Genomic DNA, 25,400 nt, shown 5'->3' on the forward strand with positions numbered 1-25,400 from the left:
GGGATGTAGCATAAATAACCATACCTAAAGATTGAATGATAAAAGGAAGAGCATAAAGCAAATAGAATCAATTGGGAAAACTGACAGAAAGCCATGTTCCTCCTAAGGTTTCAGTTGTCACCATGCTTTATGTAAGAAATAAGAAACAACTTCATAAAATGGAACAACTCCCCCCATAAGCCACAGTACACAATTTTACTTAAAGTTCTTATTCTCCAAAACCACCACTTTTTTATTCGTTGATTTTCCAATTCGTTTCGTATACTCCACCACTTGTACAATATCATTGCAACATTGTTTTGCTCCTAAAACTAATAATGGCACGCCAATAAAATCAATTCCAAGACCTCTTGAAAAGAACCCGCCAAATGTCATGGCTAGTGGGACAGTTGGCGAGGTATTTGAGAAAATGATTTTTTCATGCTGGTGAAAGGCATCTTCCAACAATAAACAAAGATTTTCTAAAGCGGGAATAACTAGTTTATTCCTCTTTCTGCCAATTGTATAAACCGAATTTCCATCCTCATCGATTCCATGAAAAAAAATCTTACCAAAATCATCTTTGGTTAATTGGTTAAAATAATCTACATTTAAGATTTCTTCTTTCGTTAACTTTCGATCCGTTGGCAATTTCTTTAAATGATAAGCTGCAGCTAGTGCAGTGCTATGAGTTCCAGCATAATCATCGTATACGTAAATCACAGAATCATCCTCTTAAGACTGTAAGTTATAAATAGTATCACCGGAATGAATACTATTCATTAGTGGGAAAAGGCTGTATGTATGCTTTTTCCTAAATCATTGAACTTAAAGGTGGCATTCTGATGCAATTTCCAACGATTCATACAAATTTCTGGGATGCGATTATTGCAGTACCAGTAGTCTTGGTCATAACCCAACTAATCAAGTTAATTTTTAAGGTCCCAAGTAAGTGGGTGCCAACGATTGCATTAGTCATTGGAGTATGTATTTCTGTCTTTTTTGCACACCGCCATCACCTCATTGCTGGTTTATTCATGGGATGGTTTTACGGATATGCTGCGATTGGCTCGTACGCTTCATTAAAAACAACACTAATAGAATTCAGGAAAAGGTAAAAATACAGTGGATTTTATCCGTTTTAAAGGGTAGATCAATTAGGAAAAATAGTTGTTTATTCTTATTCTTGGTTCATGTTAATGAAGGATTAATATCCCTGTACTAGTGTCCCGTGTTACGTTTATAGGTTTATTAACCAGAACAAGCTTTGCTACATATATTAGAGCAACTCTTACCAAGATCGGAAACACGGGAGTGAATGTACATGGAGCTAGTAGAGTATGGAAAGGAACTAAAGTCTATAGGCAAAGAAATTAGTGAGATAAGTGGGGAAACGACAGAAATTCCACTATCAGAAAATTTATCTGAAAATATTGCCATCTGTAAGAAGACCGTACAGAAACTAAAAGGGATTGAACCTCCTCCATTTGTAAGGGTAGAACATAAAAAATTGATAAAAATATTTGATCGACTAATCACGGCCTATTCTCTTCAGCTAGAGAGTTCCAAGAATGAGAGACACAATCAATCTAGCGATTTGTATGTAAAGGGGAAAAAGATGGTGGAGGAAGAAACACAGAAAATATGGCCAATTTTTATTGCGATCCTTACAAATAGTAGCCATTTCATGTTTCATCAGAATCAAAAATGACCGTTGGAGTGAACGTATATGGACGGAGTAAGGAGTGAAAAGGGAGAAGACAAGGAAAAGAAAGAATTAATACTGTCTCTTGAAAAGGGGATTGCAATTTGTCAATGGATTCAAGCAGGTGCTGTGTTCACAGAAGCCGTTTTATTAACTCGGTTATATTTCTTAAATGGAGAATCGAGTGCGGAGCAAAAAATCCTAGCAGGTATATGGACGCAAACAATTGGACAACTAATGGAGGCCCATGGTGTAACGAAACAGATTATGAACCTAAATGATATCTCTCTATTAAAAGCACAAAAATTAACTGTAGCCGGAGATATTTTGCAATCTCTAGGATCTGGACTGCAAGCAATTGGAGGCGAGGAGGCATTGATTTCTGAGGGGATTGGAAAAATGTTTGAAACAATCATTCTTTAATGATGCGAGTCCCTATTTCTTAAGAGTTATGAAATAGGGCTTTTTCATTCATCTTCTTGTAACCGTCCTAAAAATGGAATGAAAAAACAACTCAAATGGGAAGATAACGGTAAAGGTCGCTTTCAAAGGAGAATACTATGAATGATTTTTTGATTCCAATCCTAAGGACAAGTGTAAGTTTCATCCTTTTACTTTTTGTTACTTTTTCAATTGGAAAACATATTGGTTCTCATAAAAATTATTATAGTTTTGCCTTGTCAGTCGTTATCGGCTCTTACATAGCGAACATGGGCTTTGATACCGCTTTAAGTTTCAAAGAAATGTCCATCGCGTTTCTAACGTTAGTCATTTTGTTCTCTCTGTTTAATAGTATCTCCTCAAGGTCCCGAAGTTTACGGAAGTGGTTATCAGGAAGACCGACCGTGTTAATCGAAAAGGGTAAACTTTTAGAAGAAAATATGAAGAAAGTAAAGTTCTCAATCGACGATCTTAACCAACATTTGAGGGAGAGGAATGTATTTAATATATATGAAGTAGAGTTTGCCTTATTGGAAGTAGACGGTGAACTATCCATACTTAAAAAGAAGCAATATCAAAGTTTAACTAAACAAGACTTACATTTACCTCATCCGAAAGAGAATTTACCTGTTGAGTTGGTCATGGATGGAAAAGTAATTGATAAAAATGCTGACGATGAGTATAACCGCGAATGGATTGAGTCGGAATTTCGAAAAAGAAATCTAAACATAGAAGAAGTTTATTATGCAGTGATCAATAGCAATGGGACGCTTTTTATTGATAAATATAAGGATCATTTACAATCACCAGTCGATGTGGAATAAATAGCCTTAACAAGATAGGCGAATATAAACACCAATAAAGGATATCGTTTTTAAATTCGATAGCAATCCAAACAATCTTAAGGCTCTTTCTCTAATATTGTTGCTTTTTAAAGAAAATATATAGAATGCTTTAGCTATTATTCGAGAAGAAAAGAGCTTGAAAACTATGTAGTATCACAGATATAAGCGTATTTCTCGTTAAATTCGGCTTTAGGATTTTAACCACAACCTTTACGAAAACAGCCATCTTAAAAAATTATAGCCTTTAGACAGGTACCACTTTGGTGTCTGTCTTATTGACTTTTTGCAGCTTTGTCGTTGAGAACAACTGGGTATTGGTTGGCATATAGTAGGATATGAAAAGAAAAAGAAAGGTTCATGATAATGTCATCAATTATCATCAATTTACATTATTTGAAGATTAACAGTATTTCTGGTAATGGTTCTGTCACCATTGGGGAGGCAGCTTACAATAGTCCGACCGCTTATAACAAATCACAAGGCATGAATTCATCTTATGGTGATACTTCTCCAACAGAAGCAATGATGGAAAATATTTTAATTGATCCGGATGTAAATGATCAGACTGCAATCGGGAACTCTGATAATGCATTTGTAAACCCGAATCGTCCGATTCCGCTAGTTCCACCAGTCCCTCCAGTCCCACCACCAAGTTAAAAAGGAGGCTTGAGATTATGCCCTATCAAATTAATATTTTGAACTTAAAAGTGAATGGAGCGAACCAGAACGGCAATATTGATGTGGGTCCTACTGTTCACAACAGTCATACAGCCAATAGTAAATTTATCGGTGCCAATTTTTCTATGGGTGATTTTTCACCGACCTCATCTGTATTAACCACTGGAAATGTCGATACAGATGTTAGTGATCAAGACCAAATTGCAAACCCATCTATGCCGATTGCAAATCAACTATAAGGAGCTTAAGGCATGGACATCGAGAAAATGAGAAAATGGCTTGAAATCACGAATGAATATAAAAAAACTGACTTTTGGACGAAAGTGTTGGAGGAAAAGAAACCAGAGGAATTTGTACGGTTTCAGGATCACTATCCTAAGTATGATTTGCTTCAGGATGAGTATTATCATTATGTCATTGTTGAAATTCCGGGAGTTCATCCAGATGAATTAGACCTCAAACTGATCTCAATGAAGGAATTGAGAATAAGCGGGAGAACGCCCACATTTCTTCCAAACCAAATCGAGGTTAGAATTGAAAGATTCTCTGGGTACTTTGAGCGTGTGATTGATCTCCCAGATGAAACACGAGCGGATTTATTACAAATAAGCATGGATAAAGGGTTACTCTTTATTTCTTTTCCTCGGAACGGTGAGACGATAAAAATTCCAAGGTAACAAGCCTCAAGTATAGTTGAGGCTTTATTTATTGGGCTCTTTTCTCGAACTTTGTTGCTTTTAGATATAAAGAGAAAAGAATTAACTGTGTTTTCACTGGACAGCAACTTTAAAACAGGAGAAAAGAGCCAGTAAACTTATGCTGCAACCTCGTATTTGGTTTCACGAAGATTATGGAGATTTTATTATTCTCGAAACTGTACATATCTTGATGTATTCTACCAATATCTACCTTCAATATTTAGATTTATTGTAAATATTTTGGATGGTCTTGTGGTTGGTTCTTATTTATTTCATCAAAAATATTCTCCTTTTGTGGTGAGGAAGTTTGTTTGCTTTGTTGTTCCATATTCTGAAGTGATGGTAAATAGGAATTTAATAACCTTTTGAACTCACCAACTGTTAAAGGTTTAGCATCGTCCTTTAACTCATACCCAAGCAATCCATTCGCTTCAATGGTTGCAGTCTTTATGTCTTCCATATTTGATATTCCTTGATTTCGTAACCTCATTTCTAATTGGTCAACAGTTAGGCGTAGTTTTTTAAGCTGACCGACTTTCAAAGTCCCATTCTCAATCACGATTTTAGATTTACCTGTAATGAACCTTTCAAAAATATTAAATTTTGTCTCTAAATATTCAATGATGATAATAGAGGCCACAAAAATGCTAGCACCAACGATGGCCTTTGTTACACTTTTTTCTACGATTGGTTGTACGATAATTGTACCGATCGAAATCATCACAATTGTTTGCGCAAGTGTCATTTGTGAGATGGATTTTCTTCCTGCGATTCTTAACAATAAAATACCACTTACGATTAATAAAAATGACTTCCAAATAAATGATAATTCCATCTTTTAACCTCCTTGCTAATAAATTTCCCATTTCTGGCCGTTTTTACTTAGGAATTAACTACAAGATCAACCATCCGTCCATCACAAAATAAGTTGCAGTGGTTCAACAACCATATTTGTGTTCACCTTTTGCGTTGTGGGTGAACTTTTTCAAATTTAATACATGTTTTTGGCTCATTTCCCTAACTTTGTTGCTGTTCGAGATAAATTGAAGAGAAATCACATTATTTTCACTGGAAAGATTTTTTTAGATTAAGAGAAAAGGGGGAGCAAAATTAGTACGAATACACAAAAAGCTGATTCTGCTTTAAAATCGGCTAAAAAATTATAACAACAATTGTTACGAAAACATTCAATGTTTTTACAAGTATGACGTGGTTTCCCTTTTAGATTTGCACAGTTCAATCGAGAGTCATTCAAATTTCATTTCAAATATTTCGAAAGTCTGAATATAGATTAGAGATGAGTTTGGCTGATGATAAAACAATGCAACCTAATAAACAGGATGGAAGGGATGATTATGGAGGTTATTGGGAAAAGCGTAATCCGAAAAGAAGCACAGGACAAAGTGACAGGCCGAGCCCAATATACACACGATTATCATACTTCAAAAAAGTTGTCAGGAAGGGTCGTGCTCAGTCCTTATAGTCATGCACGAATCATCTCGATTGATACAACAGATGCAAGGAAAGTACCAGGAGTCCGAGCGATTATAACAGGGGAACATTTGCCTTTAACCGGTGAATCGATGCGGGATCGCCCTCCATTAGCGACCGGGAAAGTACGCTATCATGGTGAAGCTGTTGCAATCGTGGTTGCCGATACACCCGACCAAGGAGATCTTGCTGCCAATTTGATTCAGATTCAGTATGAGTTACTTCCAGTCGTTCATACCCCGACACAAGCTTTTCAACAGAATTCACCGTTAATCCATGAGCGCTTGGGTGAGTATGACAGGGAAAAGGATGTTTACCCAGTTCCTGGAACAAATATTGCTCATCATGTAAAAATACGTAAAGGCAATTTGGAAAAAGGTTGGGCGGAAAGCTCCGTTACGGTCGAGGGGGACTATTCGTTTTCTCCATCCGACCATGCAGCAATGGAGACGAGAAGTTCGACGGCTGAGATTACACCCGACGGGACCATAAAGATTATCACGTCATCACAAGCCCCATTTATGGTAAAACAATTAATTGCAAGTTATTTTAACGAGGATATTGGAAAGATTGTCGTTGATACGCCGCTTGTAGGTGGTGCATACGGGGGCAAGGCTTCCGTGCAGCTAGAAATCCTAGCTTATTTAAGCTCTAGGGCGGTCAAAGGACTGCCAGTAGAAATTTTCAATCAACGAGAACAAGACATCATGATGTCACCTTCCCATATTGGCTTAGATGCAAAAATCAAAATCGGCGCAGACCAATCTGGCGTGATCAAAGCAATGGAGCTCCAGTTTTTCTGGGATGGTGGGGCCTATTCAGATAAAGCGATTGACCTCACGCGAGCGGGAGCGGTTGATTGTACAGGGCCGTATAAGGTTGACAATGTATGGTGTGATTCTTATTGCATGTATACCAATCATACGTATGCCTCACCGTTTCGTGGTTTTAGTCATTCCGAACTCTCATTTGCTGTTGAGCGAACATTCGATTTATTGGCAAAGAAACTCAACTTAGATTCGCTGGAATTACGCGAGCGAAATGCCATTCACCCCGGCCATACTACTCCGACAAGAGTCCTTCTTAATCAAAGTAATGTCGGGAATTTGCAAGAATGTATATCAAAATTACGAACATTAATCCGCTGGGAAGAGGGACCAGTTAAGGAAATCAATGAGAGGCTAGTAAGGGTAAAAGGGGTTAGCTGCAGTTGGAAAACTTCGACCATTGACTCGAACGCCCCTTCTGGCGTGATTCTGACATTTAACCGTGATGGAAGTCTAAATTTAATGACTGGTGTTGTTGAAATTGGCACAGGGGCAAAAACGGTGCTGGCTCAACTTCTTGCGGAAAAATTGAAAATGGATGTGGACAAAATCTATGTCCGGATGAACGTGGATACGCAAACAACACCTGAGCATTGGAAGACGGTCGCAAGCAGAGGAATTTATATGGCAGGAAGGGCGTTATTAGAAGCTGCGGATGATGTAATTGCACAATTAAAACAGATGGCCTCCATTGTTCTTAGAGCACCAATTGAAGATCTGGAAGTAGCACATATGCGAGTATTTATAAGAGACGATCCACGAAAAGGGGTTGATTTTAAGGATATTTGCTATGGCTATCAATATCCAAATGGCAATTCAATTGGTGGACAAATCATCGGAAAAGGAAATTTTATCCTTCGTCATCTTTCCCATCTGGATCCCGAGACAGGGGAGGGAAAACCTGGACCAGAATGGACGGTGGCCGCTTATGGGGTAGAAGTTGAATTTGATCGCCGTGACTTCACTTATCGTTTAATCAAAGCGGCTTCGGTGATTGATATTGGGATTGTGTTAAATGAAAAAGCAGCCTTGGGTCAGGTGATGGGGGCGATGAGTATGGGTCTATCGTTTGCGGGGAGAGAAACCTTTTACTACGATGAGCTTGGCAGGGTGTTAAACCCGCAACTGCGAACGTATCGACCAATCCGGTATGGAGAAAATCCTGAATACCTGGTTGATTTTGTGTATACCCCTGACTTACAGGCACCCTACGGAGCGCGCGGGGTTGGGGAACATGGTCTACTTGGCATGCCTGCTGCGCTGGGAAACGCCCTTTCTATAGCGGCAAATGTGTCGCTTCATCATCTTCCGTTAACCCCGGAGTTAATTTGGAAGACAAAGGTAGGGAAAGTGTAATGTTGCCATTTGGTTTTGATTATTACCGCCCGAAATCGCTGGAGGAAGCTGTTACACGTTTTCAACAGGCAGATCAAAGTTTGAAAGAGCCGATGTATTTTTCCGGTGCAACAGAATTCCTCACGCTCGGTAGGATCAATCAAGTATATACAGAAGCAGCTATTGATTTAAAAGGCCTTTCTGAAGGAAAAATCATCCAGTTTGATCAAGGATATCTTGTTTTAGGTGCCAATTTAACCTTGACGGAAATCGAGGAAGCGAATGTATTTCCATTGTTGACCAGTACATCCAAGGAAATAGCGGACCATACAGCACGTGGGAAAATAACCCTTGGTGGGAATATCTGCGGACAAATTTTCTACCGGGAGGCTGTTCTCCCACTTTTATTAGCGGATAGCCAAATGGTGATGGTTGGGCCAGAAGGGATAAAAGTAAAACCAATTCATGAGATTTTTCACGAACGACTGCTGTTGCAAAGAGGGGAGTATCTGATCCAAGTGGCTACAGAATCTCGATATCTTGACGCCCCTTTTATCAGTATTAAACGGCGGCAGCAATGGGAAACAGGTTACCCATTAATCACCATAGCCGCTTTAATAATGGAAAACAAGTTAAGGGTGGCCATCAGCGGACTTTGCACGTTCCCGTTTCGATCAAAAGAAATGGAAGGGGCGTTAAATAACCTTGAAGTATCGCCCCAAGAGCGGATTCATAATGCTTTAGCTAGCATACCTGGTCCAATTCTTCATGATGTAGAGGGATCATCTGATTACAGGTTGTTCGTCCTAGAAAATCTCCTGGTTGATGTTTGTGAAGCGTTAAAATTCGGGGAAAGGGAGTGATGGGGTGAAACTCCATACCATTCATTTAAACGTGAATGATGAAGAGCAAAAGGTGACCGTTCGATCAGGAGACACGCTTTTGTACACGATAAGAGAGCAACTTGGTCTAACGGGTGCAAAACCTGGGTGTCTGAATGGAGACTGTGGAGCTTGTACCATTCAGGTTGACGGCTGGCCGATGAAATCTTGTTTAATGATGGCGGTAGAAGCGGAAGGAAAGCAAATTACAACGATTGAAGGCTTAAATAATACTCCGATACAGGAAGCGTTTGTTCATCATTTTGCTTTCCAATGTGGCTATTGTACACCAGGGTTTATTATGAACGGTCACTCTCTTATTCAAAAGAAACCAGATGCGGATGATTCGACCATTAAAGAATGGCTTGAATCGAATATTTGTCGCTGTACCAGCTATATCGAAATCGAAAAGGCCATCAAGTTTGCTTTGGGTAAGAATAAGCCGTCCTCCTAATCTAGTGACAAGACAAAAGAATGATAAACCCCTTAACATGGCATGTCATCTACCTTTCATATAGGCATTTTCTGAAAGGTAGAAAGATGGTGATGATAACCTCTTAGGTTCAATGATTATTTGAATAAGAGAGGAGAAAGAGTATGAGGGAAATCTACAACATACTGAAGAACTGCTGGGAAGAAGGAAAACGAAGTGTACTTGCAACAATCATAAAAGTTGATGGTTCCGCCTACCAAAGAGAAGGAACTCGGAGTGTAATACTGGAATCGGGAGAGGTGATTGGAATGATTAGCGGAGGCTGTGTAGAAGGGGACCTTTTAGAACATGCCAAAGATGTCATCCTCTCTCATACACCAAAGAAAGTCGTTTATGATTTTAGGGGGGATGAAGATGATTTGTGGGGGATGGGCGTCGGTTGTAATGGTGCCATCACGGTCTGGTTAGAACCATTTGACCCGATCAATCAAAAAGAAAGTGCCAAACAGATCCTCGACGAATTTCAGGCAAGATTAACATGCAATGACGCTTATTATTTTTTCATGTGCATCGACACTGCTCACCCAGACAAAATTCAGGTTGGAAAATATCTATCTATTTTTCTACAAAAGAAGGAAATGGACTTTTTAAATGATTCGATCAAAAGTGGACTAGTGGATACGATGATGGATGGGGTTAAGGTAAGCGGATTTGTCGAACGAGTAAAGCCACTGCCTTCCTTATTGATTATTGGCTCTGGTCCTGATGCAACAATGCTTGCCAGATGTGCCCTTGACTTAAATTGGAGAGTGAGCGTGATCGACCATCGCGAGCAAAATCTGACCTCTTTAGTTCCAGAAGCGAACCGTCTATTGATTAATAGAGGGAATTATACTTCGATAAACATTCCAGTAAATCCTTACATCGTGATTATGACACACAATTTAGAATTGGATTATATGGCTCTTCAAACGTTTATCCAATGTAACTTCAGTTACATTGGGGTATTAGGTTCACAACAACGAACGAGGAAACTAGTGGAACTGTTGAAGGAAAACCACGCTATTCATCAGGATCAGATTGCCAATATTCACTCGCCAATTGGTTTAGATATTGGCGCACAAGGGCCGGAAGAAATCACATTGAGTATTATGTCAGAACTAATCGCCTGTAAAAATGGGCGGGCAGGTGGTTCCTTGAGCAGGTTAAGTAGATGAGGACAAAGAAAGCAGAAAAGAGGAGGCAAGAAGTTTGGATTCTCGTACTTGCTGCAGGCTATTCCAGAAGAATGGGACAGCAAAAGTTATTATTGCCGTTTAATGGGGAAACCCTAATACGATTTCTCGTGACAAGACTTCTTGCAACAAGTGCGGATGGAATTGTTATTGTGACCAATTCAGAATGTCCTAAAGTGAAGCTAGAAGTAAGGGATTTGCCAGTTGTTGTGCTTGAGAATCATCAACCTTATAAAGGGATGAGTTCCTCGCTGAAGATGGGGATTCACTATTTAAAGCAACGAAAGGTTGGAGCCGCCGTAATTGTCTTAGGTGATCAACCTTTTATTCGTCTACAAATGATTGATCGATTGATAAAACAATATAAAGATAAAAAAGATCAAATTCTTCAACCCATCTATAAGACAAAACCCTCCCATCCGGTCCTTTTTTCCTTTCATTGGTTTTCTGAAATTCTGAAACTTGAAGGAGACGAAGGGGCGAAAACTATCCTAAAATATAATCAGGAAAAAGTGAACCGAATAAAGGTAGATTTTGAAGAACCACGTGATCTTGATCGCATGACGGATTATGAAGAATTATTAGTTTTTGGAAAAAAGCACGGGTTTTTGTAAATTCTTTTATGATAAGGGAGCCTTTGACATTGATTGTTACGATTGCTAAGAGCATAAACGGAAATAAAGTGAATAAATTTTGGAAAGAGGTGATCTTTTGAATCAGTTTTCAAATCTACCTTATAAGCAGTTGTTCGTTCCTCCATTTAGGAAGGAAACCATTATTTCTTCAGAGGATGTCCCTGTCTATTCTACAATCAATCCAATCGTTCCCCCGTTTCTTCCTCTTCCTTATCGAAGTGTGTCCTGTACAGAGCTGCAGATGTGTTAGACGAAATGATGGTGATGCTTCCCAATCTGTTTCAGATACTCCACCTCTGTTTGAATAGCGACAGGAGTCGAAGTTTAATTTTCTTTTCAGCACTGGTCGTTCAAACTTTTGGAAAAAGGGAGGCTCTTTATATCATCACCCCAAAGTTTCAGGAGCTTTCTGAACTCTGGTAAAATGAAAAATAGCTCAAATCACTGTGATTGAGCTATTTTTCAAGACAAGCAAAGACTGACAAGGTTTACAATTTATTACCAATAATAAGGGTAGCCATAACCATAATACGGATATCCAAAACCATAACCATAGCCAGGGTACCCAAAACCATAGCCATAACCAGGGTACAGCAAGGCACTACCTAATAAACCGCCTAAAACACCTCCTAAAAATGGGTTGAAGCCAAAACCCCACGGTCTAAAAAATGGCCGGCCAAAGAAGGGTCCCCCGAAAAAAGGTCTCCCAAACCCAAACGGACGACCAAAGCCAAAAGGTCTTCCAAATCCAAAGGGGCGGCCAAACCCAAACGGTCGGCCAAAAATTCTTTCCTCATTCTCGTGTGTTTGAACAGGAGCAAGCTCATTATACATATTTGTTTTCCTCCCTAGATGTTCGTTTTTATGAACCTCTTTGATTTTCATTTCCAGTCGAACAATTCGAATCAATTTTACTCACGATGAATCCTCTATTAGCTAGTTGTGTAGTCGCATGATTGATGCCAACAAAGTCTTCTTCACAAATTTTAAATCGGATCGTATTAATAAGGATAAATGGCTTGAATTTCATCACGATGATAGGACCAAGGCTGATGGTGGAACGGATATCCTTCATAATAAGGGCCACCAAAAAATTGTCTTTCCATTTTTTATCTCCTCCCCAAGACATTTCAAAAATAGTGTATGTGTCCATATCCCAAACTGGATGGATGGGTGCCTATTTAACTTCATATTTTTACTATTTTTTATGTATGTTCCTAGTGAATTTCCTTAGGATTCTCATAGTCTAGGGTTCTTTACTCACTTGCCATAAAGCTTATTTAGCGTTTCTAAGTTTTTAGGCAGAGAATCTCAAACCTATAAAATCAGCCTATTTCTTGTTCTGGAAATTGAAAAAACCCTGCAATCTTTGCAGGGTTTTTCGATGCAAGCAATTTCTTAATAAAGCTATTTTTCACCTGGATGACCGTACAATTCTTCTAGCGGTTTTGTAATGATTTTATTTAATTCAACCATCAGCATATTCACTTGGTGATCGGCTTCCATTAAGTGTTTAAATGTTTGATTTTGTTGGGCAGTTGTCTCCATATTTTGCAATGCTGCGATTTCTTGCTGTTGAATTTCCTGCCCCATCATTTGTTTTTGATGTAATTGGGAATGAAGCTGATTGATTTGAAGGTAAAGCTGTTTGGCTTGTGGGTCTTGATTTAGAGCTTGATAACGTCTTTGTAAATTTTTATATTCATTGCTTTCACGAAAAACTTGTTCAAAATACAATGCTGCTTCAAATAAATTACCGGACATACCAATATTTCCTCCCCCGTAAGAAATTTGATTCTCTTTCTAATGGATTCGAAATTAGTGTATGTCACCTATTGAAAAAGGGTTAGGCATTTATCTAAGAAACCTCAAAACGCTTACAGAATAGTTTACCTGCCTCCTAACTAGCATTAGGTGCAACAGTTAATTCTCTATTAATAGAAGGACATTTCATGAACATCTTGCATAGGATAGGTAAAAATTTATGATGGAGTGGATCAAAATGTACAATGGCCCTTACTATTATTCAAACCCGTATCCATATCAAAACCTTTATTATGGTCATACACCAATGAGATGGCACAATGAATATATCACGCATGATACAGCAAATACATTAGGGTATAATCAATCACCAAATGGAAGTAGGATGGAGCGAAAAGATTATGGAATGACCCCATTTGTCCTCAATATTAATGAAGCTGCAAAACGAAACAAAAATTACCGTACCACAATATGGACAGGAAATCATTTACAAGTAACATTGATGAGTATTAAAGTTGGGGAAAGTATTGGATTGGAAATGCACCCACACCTTGACCAATTCTTACGGATTGAACAAGGGCAGGGGATTGTTCAAATGGGCAAGCATAAAAATCAGTTAAACTTTGTACGGAAAGTGGGGGACGACTCGGCAATAATGGTACCTGCTGGGACCTGGCATAATGTAACAAATACAGGAAATGTCCCATTAAAGCTTTATTCCATCTATGCACCCCCACAACATCCATTTGGTACAGTTCATGTAACGAAAGCAGATGCTTTAGCGGCGGAGCGCATAGCTTATTAAATAAGGCTCTTTTCAAGATAAAAATACAATTGAATAGGCTATGTTAAACTATAAAATTGCCTACATTTATGAGAAAAGAGCTTATAGATTTATTTTCAACCTACCAAATGGCTTTATTTAAGTCAAAATCGGCTTTAGGATTTTAACAACAATCTTTACGAAAGGCTCTTTTCTCTAACTTTGTTGCTTTTAATATAATGAGAAAAGGTAATAGCTGTGTTTTCACTCAAAATCAGGAGAAAAGAGCCTGCAAACTTAGTATGAACGCACAAAATGGTTTATCAGGCATTAAAATCGGCTTTAGGATTTTAACAACAATCTTTACGAAAATAGCCTTACGAAAACAGTCTTATATAGAGAGATTGAGAAAAACATGAGTTGAGGATCAGTCCATCAAACAAGATTCGTCCTTTTTAAGAAAAAAGACGAACAGAACAAATAAGGGAACCAAAGTTGGTTCCCTTAAATGGGTCGTCACCTAGATCAAATACAACAAGTTTACTTAGTTGTTGCTGAAATCCCCAGAAAAATTCTTCACTACTGCTTGTATCTCAGCTAATTTCTCTGGCTTTATTAAGCTAATCATTTTAGGAATAAACGTTTGAATATCCTCTTGTGAAAAAGTACCTTCATCTTGTTTCTTAAAATTTTCTAAAAGTATCTCTCTTGCTTCCTCTTCTTTTCCCTCTTGAACTCTTTGTAAAATAAAACTTAAAAACTTTTCTTGACCTTGTTTGTCCATTCATTGCACTCCTAAAGAAAAAATTTAACACCAGTAAGTCTTGTGTCAACTATAGTTTAAATGAGTCTTTGCAATAAGTACAACTCAACTCAATATTCTCACTTGTTAAATTTGAATAACTGGTCCTCCAATTCCATCAGTTATAAATCAACAATATGAGTTGACCGATCCTACAAGGTTATCTACTAATATCATAACTATCTAAATAAGAAACAACGGACTTTCTTTGAACAAACCCATCAAATGTGTAAGCTTTATGTATAACAAAAATGTTTTCTAATAGAACCAATTCGAATAAAGAATCCAATGTAAGAATAAAATGATTGCGGTAGACATTCGAAAAGTATTCTGTATAATTTGAGGTTTTGTTTGGTTCGAAAGGGGGATATGATGATTCATGGTTCATGGAGAGCGTTAGCATGGATTGGGATTGCTGAATTATGCGCATTAAGCTTATGGTTTAGTGCTTCGGTAATCGCACCTGAACTCATTCAAGCATGGAAGCTTAACTCCAGCGCAGAAGCATGGTTGTCTGCCTCTGTTCCTATTGGTTTTGTTCTAGGTGCATTTATTAGTTCTTATTTTGGAATTGCAGATCGGTTTAATCCTCGAAAAGTTCTTGCTGTTTCAGCGTTTCTAGGAGCACTATTGAATATCTCTCTTATCCTAGTCGATCATGCGTTTTTCGGGATCCTCCTTAGAATCTTAACAGGTGTATCACTCGCTGGTGTATACCCGGTCGCTGTGAAAATTTTATCACAATGGTTCCCCAAAAAGCGTGGGCTGGCTATGGGCATCTTAATCGCCTCATTAACTCTAGGGTCCTCATTGCCACATTTTATTGTGATGTTCTTTTCTTCTTTAAATTGGCAATTTGTGATTATTTGTAGTTCCATATTGGCATTACTGGCAGCAATCATTGTCAATTGGGTTGTGGAAGATGCACCAGTAAAAACAAAAAAATTACCTTTCTCTTTTCAATTAATCAAAAAGGTCGTAGCAAATAAACCAGTCATGCTTGCGAACTACGGTTATTTTGGGCATATGTGGGAATTGTATGCGATGTGGACGTGGTTTCCAATCTTTTTGACTGCTAGTTTTACAAGCTATTCGCCGGGGATTTCTCCCTGGTTCATTGCATTATCCTCTTTTGTGACAATCGGAATTGCAGGGGGAATGGGGTGTGTAATCGGTGGCGTAGTGTCCGATAAAATTGGAAGAGCCAACTTAACGATAATTTCGATGTTGATCAGTGGAATTTGCTGTATTTTGATTGGTTTTACCTTTGGAGAATCAATTTGGTTCACTCTCATTCTTTCAATCATCTGGGGGATGTCTGTTATCGCAGATTCTGCACAGTTTTCTGCTGCCGTTTCAGAAGTAGCAGAAGTTGAATACGTAGGAACGGCCCTAACGTTTCAAATGTGCATTGGTTTCCTCATCACAATCTTTTCAATCAATCTAGTCCCTATCATTCAAAGGGTTATAGGTTGGGAATGGGTCTTTGCTTGTTTAGCGATTGGACCGATTCTTGGGATTGTGTCGATGATCCGATATAAACAGCATGAATTGAATCAAGTTAAAGCGGCAGCAGGCTATTATAAATAAATTTAAATTAAACAGGTTGGTCGTGAAGGGAATTTAAAGATACTTAGAGTAGTTAAAGATTCAAAAGAGGTTAGAGTGAAACATGGGGTTGTCGATTTGGCAACTCCTATTGGTCATGCTAGAAGGAGGATCGCATTTAAAAACAAAAGGTTAGAAACGAAGAAGGGAACGAGCAGGATTGTACAACGTTAGAAATGAAAAAATATTTTAAAACTTGAAGAGGATAGAAGAAAATTACCTAATTTACGTGGTAATATTTGGTTGTAGGAAAAAGAGTAAAAAGTATTTCTCTTATCAGATATAGTGGGTTAATAGAAATCATCTGTTTATTACATATAGAACGTAGGTACGCTTTTCAATGAAGGCAAGTTGAAAAGTGAAAGGGGAAGCAAGGATGAAAGTCTTACTTATTTTAATCGAGTTGTTCATCATTAGCTTTTTAATTTTACGATTGAGTAAGCTTTTTAAAAGCTACAAAAAAAAGAATAATGATGAAAATTTTCCTACAAAACTTCAAATAGTATTGATGGAAACCCTCCCTAAACATATTGCTCTGATCGTATCACGAGAGATCACGATGCTTTATTATTTGTTTACGAGAAAAACAATGAAAGAGGAAGGCATGGCGTTCTCTTACCATAAAGAGATTGGCTATAATGGCGTACTTTTTGCTTTAATTGGGGTTATCTTAATCGAAAGTGTCGGTTTATTTTTCTTATTACATGCTTGGATTCCGGTTTTATCTTGGGTTCATCTTGCTTTAAATGGATATGGTTTACTCTATCTAGTTAGTGATTACCGTGCCATTGTTAAACTTCCAATTATCCTCACAGAACATGATCTTTTTATTAGAGTCGGGTCTAGAAGACAGATCAAGATCCCATATGAGCGGATCGCTTCGATAAATGGAGGGGATCGTTTTTTGGATCAAAAAAAGGAGAAAGGTATCTTTAAAGCTATCTTGATCGAATTTGATACTCCTCAATTTGAACTCAACCTAAAAGAACCAGTTACAACAACGAATTTGATTGGAAAACCACAAGAAATCATGAAGGTCTATATTACAGTTGATGATAAAGAAAGATTTCGTCAAACCTTGCATCAAAGACTGGCTTCCTCCCAGCATGCAAATGCAAATGAGGAAATCCAAGAAATGTAACAGATTCAGAAATGCTTTGCAGAGATTCCTTTTCGGGCGGAAGCCTAACGATGGAGGTTTTTACAATGAATAACAGGTGACTATTTTGGGGGGGTCTTCAAAAGTACAAAAGTCTGAAAAAAGAGCCTTGAACCCACATGGAAAATTGTCATTTGATGGTAAAATAGGATAGGGGTGAATACATGAAAGAAAATTTGAGGTTAGCTTGGATGGCGTCATGGTTTGCGCTTGTGGGGCAGCTAGTGTTTTTTATAGGAGTATCGATGTTCACAGGAAACTGGCGTTTTGCAATGTGGAGCTTTATGGTGAGTATGTTGGCAGGAGTGCCAAGTATGATTCGAACGGTTCAAGCGCAGAAAAAAGCTAATAATGAATTGGAATCAACTTACAAAAATTCTTGAAGTTCTAATGAATGAAAACGCTTGAATCCAGGCGTTTTTTGTATTCATGGTCATGGCTTCTTAATGCGATTAGTGGTGTAGTGCTTTTTCTTTTTCTAATCGTTATTTGATGTAAGCATCCCCTTTCATTTTTTTATAAGAATTAGCCCAAATAAACAACAAATAGTATAAAAGTTTTAATTTCAGAATAATTAGAAAAATTCAAGGATAAACGAAAGGGTATTCTGGATCAAACTAGAATATAATTGGTAGCGCTTACATAATTTAGTTTTAGTACAACAAATTTGATTTTAAAAGGAGGCATTTGTGGATGGCAGATAAGCAACAAAACGTTCCAGTGTTGGATGCTGTGGTCGTAGGAGCTGGTTTTTCTGGATTGTACATGCTTCATCGACTGCGGGAAGCAGGATACGCAGTTCAGGTTTATGAAGCAGGGGATGATGTAGGTGGCACTTGGTATTGGAACCGCTACCCTGGTGCCCGATGTGACATCGAAAGTATTTACTATAATTATAGTTTTTCAGAAGAGATTTTGAACGAGTGGACATGGAGTGCCAGATACGCTGAACAGCCAGAAATCTTGCGCTACATCAATTTTGTGGCCGATAAATTGGACTTGCGCCGGGATATCCAGTTCAATACGCGTGTCACAGCTGCTCGCTACAATGAGCAAAACCGCAACTGGGAAATTCGCATGGACGACGGTACGCTCGTGATTACCGAATATTTTATCACGGCACTTGGCTGTCTTTCTGCCTCCAATATCCCGAACCTGAAAGGCTTGGATGCTTTTAAAGGCGAGATGTATCACACAGGAAGATGGCCGCATGAAAAGGTCGATTTTACCGGAAAACGTGTCGGCGTGATAGGCACAGGCTCCAGCGGCATTCAAGCGATTCCGGTGATTGCCAAAGAAGCTGGTCAACTCACCGTTTTTCAACGGACACCACAGTATAGCTCCCCTGCGCAAAATCATCCACTTGATACAGAAACCATCACCCAGACAAGAGAAAATTACGAAGAACTAAAACAACTCATGCGTTACTCGATGCATGGTGTACCGACCGTCCCTCGGATGCGCTCAGCCCTAGAGGATTCTCCTGAAGAACGAGAAAGACTCTATGAGAAAGCTTGGCAAGAGGGTGGCTTGTTTACACTCAGCTACAATTACAATGACATTGCGATTCTCCCTGAAGCCAATGAAACGGCTGCATCTTTTATCCGCTCCAAGATCAAGCAGATTGTAGATGATCCTGAAACGGCACAAAAGCTGATGCCAACCTATTACTACGCGACAAAACGACCGATCATCGATACCAACTATTATGAAACCTACAACCGAGAGAATGTCTCGCTTGTTGATTTAAAAGCAGAGTCAATTGTTGAACTTACTCCAAATGGAATCCAAACCACAAATGCTGAGTACGAACTGGATGTCATTGTGTTTGCCACCGGCTTTGACGCTATGACGGGTCCTTTATTTAAAATCGATATTCGCGGGAAAAACGATGTTTCGCTAAAAGAAAAATGGGAAGATGGGGCCAACTTAAAGACTTACCTTGGACTTGCCACTTCCGGATTCCCGAATCTATTTATGTTGACGGGACCACAGAGTCCATCGGTTCTTAGCAATATGATGGTCTCAATTGAGCAGCACGTGGATTGGGTTGCAGATTGTATGGATTACCAGCGTGAACATCAGTTGCAAGCTTTTGAGGCAACGGTAGAAGCGGAAGAATTCTGGAGCCAGCAATGCCGCGCGATTGCTGACATGTCGCTGTTATCGAAAACAGATTCTTGGTATATGGGTGCCAACATTGAAGGCAAGCCGCGTGGATTCCTCGCTTTTGCCGGAGGTGTCGGGCTGTATCGATTGATTTGTGACGATGTCGCAGCAAGAGGGTATGAAGGCTTTACTTCAGAGTTAGCTTCTGGTGGGAATGATGAAAAATTAATTAAGGAGGGATTTTTCATGTCCAATATCGATCCACAAGCATGGTTTATTTTAAAACAAATGGAAGCTGCAGGTGGACCTCCGATGGAGCAGTTGACTCCTGAGCAGGCAAGAATGGCAGATTTCGGCCAGTTGGCTGGAGTTCCTGAAGAGGTAGCGAAGGTAGAAAACCGGACTATTCCTGTAGAAGGAGGGGAAATCCCTGTTCGGATTTATACGCCAGCTGGCGAAGGTCCATTCCCAGCGTTGGTGTACTACCATGGCGGAGGCTGGGTGATCGGGAACATGGATACAGTCGATGTTCCTTGCCGTTTGTTAGCAAACCGAGCGGGTTGTGTCGTCATATCGGTCGATTACCGCTTGGCTCCGGAGCACAAATTTCCGACGGCTGCTGAGGATGCCTATGCTGCAGCTAAGTGGGTCGCGGACAATGCTGTGTCTGTTGGGGTAGACCCTGAACGAATTGCCGTTGGTGGTGACAGTGCCGGTGGAAACCTAGCAACCGTTGTCGCTTTGATGGCACGCGATAAAGGAGGACCTTCACTCGCTTATCAAATGCTGATTTATCCTGTGACCAACCATTCTTATGAAACCGATTCTTATCGAGAGAATGCGGAAGGCTACTTTTTAACTAAAAATACGATGGAATGGTTCTGGAATCATTATTTACGTGATGAAAAGGATGGTCAAAATCCGTATGCTTCTCCTTTACTAGCAGAGGACGTAAGCGGACTTCCGCCGGCGCTGGTGATTACTGCAGGCTTTGATCCACTACGAGATGAAGGCGAGGCCTATGCAGAACGTCTAATAGCGGCGGGTGTTCCAGTGGAAGCGAAACGTTACGAGGGGATGATTCACGGATTCTTCTGGATGCCAGGGGTGCTCGTTGAGGGGAATAATGCGATCAACCAGGCGGCGAATGCTTTGAAGAAGGCTTTTAGTAGTGTGAAAACGAGATAGATGGATTTGGCTTGGGAGGATAAGGATTAGGATTACAGAACAGAGAGCCAACTAGATTGTAGAGGAACGGGGTTCTAGGTGAATATTGGATGACCTCTTATAAATAAAACAGGAAATAGCTATCGAACTACGTCGACAGCTATTTCCCACTAGCCTTTCATAGAGAAGGGAGAACCTGGGACAAGGTGCCTCTGTCCCTAGCCCCCGGTGTGCGAACCGGCATGGCCTTGGTCTTCACCTTCTCCTTCCTCTTCTTCCATTTCTTCGAGCGCGTCTGGGTAGATGACCTCGTCAATGGTTTCTTTTGTGGCAGCATCTTCAACTGTGATTTTCACTTCATAGTCTTCCGGATCCACACCACTGAACAGCTGGTAGTACATTCCTGAAAGACCGAGGCCGAAGGTGGCAAATGCATCGAAGCTGTTTTCGAAAGCCTCTTTATCGACAATCATGGTAAAATCCGAAAATGAATCGTTGTAGGTAATATCTTTAATCGATGGATAGTCCTCACCGTTTTTCATCTCATCAATCGTACTAACCATTTCTGTCTTCATCTCTTGTAGCATTTCCTTGTGCTTCTTTTTCGACATTTTGTAGGTGAGGGAACCATCTTTGTTTTTTGTGGCCTCAATACCATCTTTTTCTGCATCCGCTATGGTTTTGTTTAGGTCTTCCTCGTCTTCAAAAAAAGTAGCAGGTAAGGTAATTTCTACATTTAATAGGCCCTTATCCACTTCAATTTCTTCACTGTTCTCATCAGCATTTTCCTTCCCTGCTGCATCTTGATCGGCTTTATCTTCATTAGCTCCAGAACAAGCTGCAAGCAATGCGATGATGAATAAGAAGGAAAACAAATTTTTTCTAATCATAACATCTCTCCTAACAAGCTTTTTTCATGTTTACCAAGTCCAACCATATGCCTTAACCTCGACTGTTTTCACTTTGCCTGCAATCTCTCTTGGAACCTCTGGATAGCTTAAATCGAAACCTGCTTCACTACCAGGATTCACACCTACATCTACTCCGCCATTTAAAACTCCTAATAAAGTTCCATCTTCAGCCAGTAACGCTGCTGAAATTCGAATGTCATCTTGTAATGAATCGGTTGTATTTTTTACAAGGCCGGTAACACGATAGGGAGAGGACATTTCATCTGTAGCAGCGATTCCTTTAACACCTGAAACCTCGAGTAAATTCGCATTCTCTTCCGTGGAATCAAAGGAAAAATTATATGTGGTCTCCTTATATTCACCAGGGTCTGTAACACCTTCCAGCATTGTGGTTTCAGAGATATAAGCTTGTTCACCCGGAGCGACAATACTTGGGACAGAATAAATCATTGGAGCAGTACCTAAAATGCTTCCGTCTTTGCCTTTGAAGTTCATCTGTGTTTCCCCAATTTCAATTGGAACCTCACCTGTGTTTTCAAATATAGCAGCAGAATGAATCCAAACTGTATCAATGGAGTCTTTCCAAGCTTGGCCAAAGGATTTTACAACCTCAAGCTTTGGCTCTGATTGTTCCTCATCTTCTTTTGTTGTTGATTCATTTTCCGTTGAGGCTTCTTGCTTGGAGGTTTCATCAGGAGAATTTGTATCTCCTGCATGATTATCACCACCACAAGCAGCTAGCGAAAAAATAAGGCCTAATGCAAATAGAATCAAACAAAGCTTCTTCACGTAAACCACCTCAATTCCTTTCATGTTCTACAATCAGGGAAATCACTTATTAACATAAACAACTAGGAACAATTCATTCATTGGGTGGATGGATCTGACTGTCGAGCAATGTATCTGCCCGTAATGCTTATTTGGTAGAGGTACTTATAGTAATGGGGGCGTTGATTCAAGAAGGATTGATGCACTTTTTTGTTGAAATGGTTAACCTATAGAGGTGTTTAGTTGCAGGAATGCCAGTGTAACTGCTTAACAAAGAAGAGTTACATTTGTTAGTGGGTCATCGGCTGTGCATAAAGAAGGTCTAAGCTTATCAGGATTGAAAATTTAACAGAAATGTTGAAAGAATAAGTATAATTTGGCTTCAGCTATCCGTCTTATTCATGTAAACAGGTTAGGAGGGGCATGGAATGGAAAAAACACCAAATAATGATTTCATTGTAGAAACAAGAAAATTGAAAAATCGTTTTGAGGAAATGATTCAACCTTTTTCTTCAGATTTGTGGAACTATTGCCGGTATGTTACAGGCTCAGCTTGGGATGGAGAGGACCTTTTTCAGGATACGATGATTAAATCTTTTGGTTTGCTGCCTCAACAATGGGACAAAGTCATTGATAAGAAGAGCTATCTCTTTAGGATTGCGACAAACACATGGTTGGATCAGTGCAGAAGACGAAAAAAAGAGATTGGAAGTTTAGAAGAAATTGCTGAGAAAAGTATTGATATCACAGATTGCTTAATTTTAGAGGAAGTCTTGATCTCACTTCAGGAACACTTTACACCTAAGCAGACAACATCATTTCTTTTATTTGATGTCTTTCATTTTAATGCGGATGAAGTAGCAGGAATTGTAAAAAGCACTCCAGGAGGTGTCTATGCAACCGTTCAGCGTGTAAGGAAGAAAATCCAACTTATTGATTTTTCAAAACCGAAACAAGGAACAACGGTAGAAAAAACAAATAATGAAACAATCAAAGCTTATTTAAAAGCTTTTAATGATGGCGATTTAGAGGGTATGCTTAGTCTTTACAGTGATCATGCACAAAACGAAGCCTATCTTGGTTTTCAGGAATTTAATAAGAATGAAATTCGGAAGGGTTCGCTCAGATTTGGCTTGCCGGGACACACTGCTGAAGAAGTTATCCTATGGAATAAACCCGTTATTATTGTCTTTTCCAATGCAGGGGAGGCCCCAGAAATTCATGATATTCAAATCCATGAAGTTGAAAACGGGAAAATTGTAAGTAGTAAAAGCTATTTCTTCCGAAAGGAGTTCATTTTCGCAGCTGCAACAGACCTCGGTTTTAAAGTACAGATGGTGAAGCCACCTGTTAATTGGAGTTAAGTGGAAGATAGAAATCATAACTCATTTTATTTGAAGATCTGTTTTAAGGGACTAAGGGGTACGAGGATAGCTTTGCTGTGTATTTCGTAAATCAACTTTAGGATCTTAACAATAATGTTTACGAAAACAGGCTTATGAAAAAAATCCAGTTCACTCACTGGATTTAGGTTTAGATAAATCGGGTTCCGATGGTTTTTCGATAAACATTTGAAAACCATAGTTCAAAAGAGCGAGTGAGTAAGAAATGAGAAACAGGATGGTAGAGTTAAACTTTTTCAATTGATAATGACCAATTTTTTGAAAAAATGCACTTAAGGGATAGGCAAAAACTAAATCCATTATGAAATTACAAATTGCATATAGAGAGAATTTTCCATATGTAAAATGAAACACCCATAAATTCATGGTGAAAAATGGCCCAAATATAAAGGCTATGGCATCAAAGATCATATATTTGGTTCCTCCTTTTACCTTCCACCATTTAAACAGTAGGTTTAGGAGGGTTTGAATTAATAAAATACATGAGCAAAATAGTGTAACCGGTAAATATTTTTTAAAGGATTGCTTCGGTAGAAAGAAACCTATAAGAGCCCACATGATAATAGCATTTATGATTCGAAAGAAATTTGCTAGCATTAGAACCATTCCTTTTAAATTTATATGGCTCTTTTCTCACACTTTGTTGCTTTTCAACAAAAAATACTCTGAAACTGCTAGGTTATTCATAAAAGTAGCTACATTTTATGAGAAAAGAGCTTGCAAACTAATTTTAAACATTAAAAATGGCTACTATTTGGTTTAAATCGGCTTTAGGATTTTAACAACAATCTTTACGAAAACAGCCATTAATATAGAATAGCGTTTGTCATAAGAATGTATTTTATTAATTTTTCTAAAAGGAAATTGATAGGAACTGCAGAGCTTTCTATTTGTGTAAAAAATGCCATCCTTCAAGAAGGAAGTGTGTCACTTCTTATTGAATTTAGATTGGAGATTGTTTAAAAGGGGATGAAGCTGTTTGAGTGTGGAGGAAGGATTAAAAATAACGGAATGGCTGGCTTATTATTTTACACCAGTATTTTGCATTGTTTTTGTTTTGAATTGCGTGAGTTTAGCTAAAAAAATAAAAAGAGAAGAAAATACGGCTAAAAACACAGTTTGGATAACCATTTCGTTTATTTTGATCGTTTACTCAATCATGAGTGTAGCAGCATTAAGTTATTGAACTAGCGTATCCTTTGGTTCAATAATAAAAGGGACGGGTTGAAGAGAGGTAAGATTATAAAAGATACAATAATCATAATTTTTTAACTTTTAAGAGGAAGTGTTTTGAATGGAACAACTAGCTTTAACGGGGTCAATAGGAATTTGGATCGGGATCTTCTCAGCTTTATTGTTAGCTGCATGTTTGTATTTTACTCTTACATACTTTGAACACCTAAAACAAGGAGATGAACGTCTGATAAAACAGTCAAAGCTCTTTGCGGTAATTTCTCTTTTTCTTGCTTTAGGAGTTCCTGGGTTTTATCAATTATACCTATTCAATCAAATGATGTTATGAGTAGTTTATTTGTGAATAGTTAAGAAAAAAGGCCAGACCCTATTTGTCAAATCAAATAGGGTCTGGCCTTTAATTAGTTTCCCTTTTTAAATTTCATAATCTATTCTCCAACGTTACGAAAACAGCCTTCTTATTACGCTATGTGCCAAACTCAAACCTAAACCCTTTATTTACCCTCGTCCAATAGTGTTGGGAAATTGTCCCACATTAAATCCCTTTTTATGGGGATAATACCAACAGT

Annotated in this window: 28 protein-coding genes; 20 read left to right on the forward strand and 8 right to left on the reverse strand. The window is 38.8% G+C overall.

The window, feature by feature from the left end:
• Positions 1 to 195: 195 nt before the first annotated feature.
• Positions 196 to 702 carry a DUF3189 family protein gene (locus tag M3182_RS03585; RefSeq protein WP_251435107.1) on the reverse strand — a complete coding sequence of 169 codons (507 nt, stop codon included), beginning with the start codon at positions 700 to 702 and terminating at the stop codon, positions 196 to 198.
• A 122-nt stretch (positions 703 to 824) separates the two neighbouring features.
• On the opposite strand from M3182_RS03585, the gene M3182_RS03590 reads away from it, so the two are divergent.
• The 7 genes from M3182_RS03590 (at position 825) to M3182_RS03620 (ending at position 4,325) form a co-directional block, all read left to right on the forward strand.
• Positions 825 to 1,097, forward strand: a complete 273-nt coding sequence (locus tag M3182_RS03590) for a hypothetical protein (protein ID WP_251435109.1) — start codon at positions 825 to 827, stop codon at positions 1,095 to 1,097.
• A 206-nt stretch (positions 1,098 to 1,303) separates the two neighbouring features.
• The gene (locus tag M3182_RS03595; protein ID WP_251435112.1) at positions 1,304 to 1,690 is read left to right on the forward strand and encodes a hypothetical protein; all 387 of its coding nucleotides are present in this window, start codon (positions 1,304 to 1,306) and stop codon (positions 1,688 to 1,690) included.
• An 18-nt stretch (positions 1,691 to 1,708) separates the two neighbouring features.
• Complete coding sequence (locus tag M3182_RS03600; RefSeq protein WP_251435115.1) at positions 1,709 to 2,107, forward strand: DUF6944 family repetitive protein; 399 nt, start codon at positions 1,709 to 1,711, stop codon at positions 2,105 to 2,107.
• A gap of 137 nt (positions 2,108 to 2,244) precedes the next feature.
• A complete protein-coding gene (locus M3182_RS03605; protein ID WP_251435118.1) occupies positions 2,245 to 2,949 on the forward strand; it encodes a DUF421 domain-containing protein in 705 nt (234 codons plus the stop codon).
• Positions 2,950 to 3,333: 384 nt separating this feature from the next.
• A complete protein-coding gene (locus M3182_RS03610) occupies positions 3,334 to 3,627 on the forward strand; it encodes a spore germination protein (RefSeq protein WP_251435121.1) in 294 nt (97 codons plus the stop codon).
• 17 nt (positions 3,628 to 3,644) lie between these two features.
• The gene (locus M3182_RS03615; protein ID WP_251556495.1) at positions 3,645 to 3,887 is read left to right on the forward strand and encodes a spore germination protein; all 243 of its coding nucleotides are present in this window, start codon (positions 3,645 to 3,647) and stop codon (positions 3,885 to 3,887) included.
• A 12-nt stretch (positions 3,888 to 3,899) separates the two neighbouring features.
• A complete protein-coding gene (locus M3182_RS03620; RefSeq protein ID WP_251435127.1) occupies positions 3,900 to 4,325 on the forward strand; it encodes an Hsp20/alpha crystallin family protein in 426 nt (141 codons plus the stop codon).
• A 247-nt stretch (positions 4,326 to 4,572) separates the two neighbouring features.
• Here the strand turns inward: M3182_RS03620 and M3182_RS03625 are convergent, their stop codons facing one another.
• Positions 4,573 to 5,181 (reverse strand): DUF421 domain-containing protein, encoded by a 609-nt coding sequence (locus M3182_RS03625; RefSeq protein WP_251435130.1) that lies wholly within the window; start codon positions 5,179 to 5,181, stop codon positions 4,573 to 4,575.
• A 520-nt stretch (positions 5,182 to 5,701) separates the two neighbouring features.
• On the opposite strand from M3182_RS03625, the gene M3182_RS03630 reads away from it, so the two are divergent.
• The 5 genes from M3182_RS03630 (at position 5,702) to M3182_RS03650 (ending at position 11,162) form a co-directional block, all read left to right on the forward strand.
• The gene (locus tag M3182_RS03630; protein ID WP_251557090.1) at positions 5,702 to 8,020 is read left to right on the forward strand and encodes a xanthine dehydrogenase family protein molybdopterin-binding subunit; all 2,319 of its coding nucleotides are present in this window, start codon (positions 5,702 to 5,704) and stop codon (positions 8,018 to 8,020) included.
• Positions 8,020 to 8,862, forward strand: coding sequence for an FAD binding domain-containing protein (locus M3182_RS03635; protein WP_251556513.1), 843 nt, complete (start codon positions 8,020 to 8,022; stop codon positions 8,860 to 8,862). Before M3182_RS03630 ends, M3182_RS03635 begins: the two co-directional genes overlap by 1 nt.
• A gap of 4 nt (positions 8,863 to 8,866) precedes the next feature.
• Positions 8,867 to 9,334 (forward strand): (2Fe-2S)-binding protein, encoded by a 468-nt coding sequence (locus M3182_RS03640; RefSeq protein WP_251556515.1) that lies wholly within the window; start codon positions 8,867 to 8,869, stop codon positions 9,332 to 9,334.
• 143 nt (positions 9,335 to 9,477) lie between these two features.
• On the forward strand, positions 9,478 to 10,530 hold the full coding sequence (locus M3182_RS03645) for an XdhC family protein (RefSeq protein ID WP_251556517.1): 1,053 nt from the start codon (positions 9,478 to 9,480) through the stop codon (positions 10,528 to 10,530).
• Positions 10,527 to 11,162 carry a nucleotidyltransferase family protein gene (locus M3182_RS03650; protein WP_251556519.1) on the forward strand — a complete coding sequence of 212 codons (636 nt, stop codon included), beginning with the start codon at positions 10,527 to 10,529 and terminating at the stop codon, positions 11,160 to 11,162. The genes M3182_RS03645 and M3182_RS03650 overlap by 4 nt, the downstream gene beginning before the upstream one ends.
• 519 nt (positions 11,163 to 11,681) lie before the next feature.
• Here M3182_RS03650 and M3182_RS03655 read toward each other — a convergent pair.
• The 3 genes from M3182_RS03655 to M3182_RS03665 form a co-directional block, all read right to left on the reverse strand.
• Positions 11,682 to 12,017: an inner spore coat protein YmaG gene (locus tag M3182_RS03655; RefSeq protein WP_251435142.1), complete on the reverse strand. Its 336-nt coding sequence runs from the start codon at positions 12,015 to 12,017 to the stop codon at positions 11,682 to 11,684.
• Positions 12,018 to 12,045: 28 nt separating this feature from the next.
• The gene (locus M3182_RS03660; RefSeq protein ID WP_251556521.1) at positions 12,046 to 12,258 is read right to left on the reverse strand and encodes a hypothetical protein; all 213 of its coding nucleotides are present in this window, start codon (positions 12,256 to 12,258) and stop codon (positions 12,046 to 12,048) included.
• A 332-nt stretch (positions 12,259 to 12,590) separates the two neighbouring features.
• Positions 12,591 to 12,947, reverse strand: a complete 357-nt coding sequence (locus M3182_RS03665; RefSeq protein ID WP_251556529.1) for a YlbF family regulator — start codon at positions 12,945 to 12,947, stop codon at positions 12,591 to 12,593.
• Positions 12,948 to 13,185: 238 nt separating this feature from the next.
• On the opposite strand from M3182_RS03665, the gene M3182_RS03670 reads away from it, so the two are divergent.
• A complete protein-coding gene (locus M3182_RS03670; protein ID WP_251435229.1) occupies positions 13,186 to 13,752 on the forward strand; it encodes a cupin domain-containing protein in 567 nt (188 codons plus the stop codon).
• Between the two features lie 502 nt (positions 13,753 to 14,254).
• Here the strand turns inward: M3182_RS03670 and M3182_RS03675 are convergent.
• Complete coding sequence (locus tag M3182_RS03675; protein ID WP_251435151.1) at positions 14,255 to 14,494, reverse strand: hypothetical protein; 240 nt, start codon at positions 14,492 to 14,494, stop codon at positions 14,255 to 14,257.
• 390 nt (positions 14,495 to 14,884) lie between these two features.
• Between M3182_RS03675 and M3182_RS03680 the strand changes: the two genes are divergently transcribed.
• The 4 genes from M3182_RS03680 to M3182_RS03695 all read left to right on the forward strand — a co-directional run bounded on the left by M3182_RS03680 (position 14,885) and on the right by M3182_RS03695 (position 20,576).
• Positions 14,885 to 16,102: an MFS transporter gene (locus M3182_RS03680; RefSeq protein ID WP_251557093.1), complete on the forward strand. Its 1,218-nt coding sequence runs from the start codon at positions 14,885 to 14,887 to the stop codon at positions 16,100 to 16,102.
• Between the two features lie 394 nt (positions 16,103 to 16,496).
• Complete coding sequence (locus M3182_RS03685; RefSeq protein WP_251556532.1) at positions 16,497 to 17,261, forward strand: YdbT family protein; 765 nt, start codon at positions 16,497 to 16,499, stop codon at positions 17,259 to 17,261.
• A 182-nt stretch (positions 17,262 to 17,443) separates the two neighbouring features.
• Positions 17,444 to 17,662 carry a hypothetical protein gene (locus M3182_RS03690; protein ID WP_251435157.1) on the forward strand — a complete coding sequence of 73 codons (219 nt, stop codon included), beginning with the start codon at positions 17,444 to 17,446 and terminating at the stop codon, positions 17,660 to 17,662.
• Between the two features lie 310 nt (positions 17,663 to 17,972).
• Complete coding sequence (locus M3182_RS03695) at positions 17,973 to 20,576, forward strand: flavin-containing monooxygenase (protein ID WP_251556539.1); 2,604 nt, start codon at positions 17,973 to 17,975, stop codon at positions 20,574 to 20,576.
• Positions 20,577 to 20,773: 197 nt separating this feature from the next.
• Here the strand turns inward: M3182_RS03695 and M3182_RS03700 are convergent, their stop codons facing one another.
• The gene (locus M3182_RS03700) at positions 20,774 to 21,445 is read right to left on the reverse strand and encodes a hypothetical protein (protein WP_251556541.1); all 672 of its coding nucleotides are present in this window, start codon (positions 21,443 to 21,445) and stop codon (positions 20,774 to 20,776) included.
• Positions 21,446 to 21,475: 30 nt separating this feature from the next.
• Positions 21,476 to 22,255 carry an LptM family lipoprotein gene (locus M3182_RS03705; protein WP_251556543.1) on the reverse strand — a complete coding sequence of 260 codons (780 nt, stop codon included), beginning with the start codon at positions 22,253 to 22,255 and terminating at the stop codon, positions 21,476 to 21,478.
• Between the two features lie 407 nt (positions 22,256 to 22,662).
• Here M3182_RS03705 and M3182_RS03710 point away from each other — a divergent pair, with 407 nt between their 5' ends.
• The 3 genes from M3182_RS03710 (at position 22,663) to M3182_RS03720 (ending at position 25,159) form a co-directional block, all read left to right on the forward strand.
• Entirely contained in the window at positions 22,663 to 23,598 is a 936-nt protein-coding gene (locus M3182_RS03710) for a sigma-70 family RNA polymerase sigma factor (protein WP_251556549.1), read from the forward strand.
• 1,018 nt (positions 23,599 to 24,616) lie between these two features.
• Positions 24,617 to 24,823, forward strand: a complete 207-nt coding sequence (locus tag M3182_RS03715; protein WP_251435174.1) for a hypothetical protein — start codon at positions 24,617 to 24,619, stop codon at positions 24,821 to 24,823.
• Positions 24,824 to 24,931: 108 nt separating this feature from the next.
• Positions 24,932 to 25,159, forward strand: coding sequence for a hypothetical protein (locus M3182_RS03720; RefSeq protein ID WP_251435177.1), 228 nt, complete (start codon positions 24,932 to 24,934; stop codon positions 25,157 to 25,159).
• The last annotated feature ends 241 nt before the right edge of the window (positions 25,160 to 25,400 follow it).

Origin of the sequence: Mesobacillus maritimus (genome assembly GCF_023715205.1) — a bacterium.
In the GTDB taxonomy this organism is placed as follows: domain Bacteria; phylum Bacillota; class Bacilli; order Bacillales; family Cytobacillaceae; genus Mesobacillus_B; species Mesobacillus_B maritimus_C.

Bases quoted from the DNA above. Each gene is read 5' to 3' on its own strand.
- M3182_RS03590 (WP_251435109.1), top strand. From the start codon at position 825: ATGCAATTTCCAACGATTCATACAAATTTCTGGGATGCGATTATTGCA.
- M3182_RS03595 (WP_251435112.1), top strand. From the start codon at position 1,304: ATGGAGCTAGTAGAGTATGGAAAGGAACTAAAGTCTATAGGCAAAGAA.
- M3182_RS03600 (WP_251435115.1), top strand. From the start codon at position 1,709: ATGGACGGAGTAAGGAGTGAAAAGGGAGAAGACAAGGAAAAGAAAGAA.
- M3182_RS03605 (WP_251435118.1), top strand. From the start codon at position 2,245: ATGAATGATTTTTTGATTCCAATCCTAAGGACAAGTGTAAGTTTCATC.
- M3182_RS03610 (WP_251435121.1), top strand. From the start codon at position 3,334: ATGTCATCAATTATCATCAATTTACATTATTTGAAGATTAACAGTATT.
- M3182_RS03615 (WP_251556495.1), top strand. From the start codon at position 3,645: ATGCCCTATCAAATTAATATTTTGAACTTAAAAGTGAATGGAGCGAAC.
- M3182_RS03620 (WP_251435127.1), top strand. From the start codon at position 3,900: ATGGACATCGAGAAAATGAGAAAATGGCTTGAAATCACGAATGAATAT.
- M3182_RS03625 (WP_251435130.1), bottom strand. From the start codon at position 5,181: ATGGAATTATCATTTATTTGGAAGTCATTTTTATTAATCGTAAGTGGT.
- M3182_RS03630 (WP_251557090.1), top strand. From the start codon at position 5,702: ATGGAGGTTATTGGGAAAAGCGTAATCCGAAAAGAAGCACAGGACAAA.
- M3182_RS03635 (WP_251556513.1), top strand. From the start codon at position 8,020: ATGTTGCCATTTGGTTTTGATTATTACCGCCCGAAATCGCTGGAGGAA.
- M3182_RS03645 (WP_251556517.1), top strand. From the start codon at position 9,478: ATGAGGGAAATCTACAACATACTGAAGAACTGCTGGGAAGAAGGAAAA.
- M3182_RS03650 (WP_251556519.1), top strand. From the start codon at position 10,527: ATGAGGACAAAGAAAGCAGAAAAGAGGAGGCAAGAAGTTTGGATTCTC.
- M3182_RS03655 (WP_251435142.1), bottom strand. From the start codon at position 12,017: ATGTATAATGAGCTTGCTCCTGTTCAAACACACGAGAATGAGGAAAGA.
- M3182_RS03660 (WP_251556521.1), bottom strand. From the start codon at position 12,258: ATGAAGGATATCCGTTCCACCATCAGCCTTGGTCCTATCATCGTGATG.
- M3182_RS03665 (WP_251556529.1), bottom strand. From the start codon at position 12,947: ATGTCCGGTAATTTATTTGAAGCAGCATTGTATTTTGAACAAGTTTTT.
- M3182_RS03670 (WP_251435229.1), top strand. From the start codon at position 13,186: ATGTACAATGGCCCTTACTATTATTCAAACCCGTATCCATATCAAAAC.
- M3182_RS03675 (WP_251435151.1), bottom strand. From the start codon at position 14,494: ATGGACAAACAAGGTCAAGAAAAGTTTTTAAGTTTTATTTTACAAAGA.
- M3182_RS03680 (WP_251557093.1), top strand. From the start codon at position 14,885: ATGATTCATGGTTCATGGAGAGCGTTAGCATGGATTGGGATTGCTGAA.
- M3182_RS03685 (WP_251556532.1), top strand. From the start codon at position 16,497: ATGAAAGTCTTACTTATTTTAATCGAGTTGTTCATCATTAGCTTTTTA.
- M3182_RS03690 (WP_251435157.1), top strand. From the start codon at position 17,444: ATGAAAGAAAATTTGAGGTTAGCTTGGATGGCGTCATGGTTTGCGCTT.
- M3182_RS03695 (WP_251556539.1), top strand. From the start codon at position 17,973: ATGGCAGATAAGCAACAAAACGTTCCAGTGTTGGATGCTGTGGTCGTA.
- M3182_RS03700 (WP_251556541.1), bottom strand. From the start codon at position 21,445: ATGATTAGAAAAAATTTGTTTTCCTTCTTATTCATCATCGCATTGCTT.
- M3182_RS03710 (WP_251556549.1), top strand. From the start codon at position 22,663: ATGGAAAAAACACCAAATAATGATTTCATTGTAGAAACAAGAAAATTG.
- M3182_RS03720 (WP_251435177.1), top strand. From the start codon at position 24,932: ATGGAACAACTAGCTTTAACGGGGTCAATAGGAATTTGGATCGGGATC.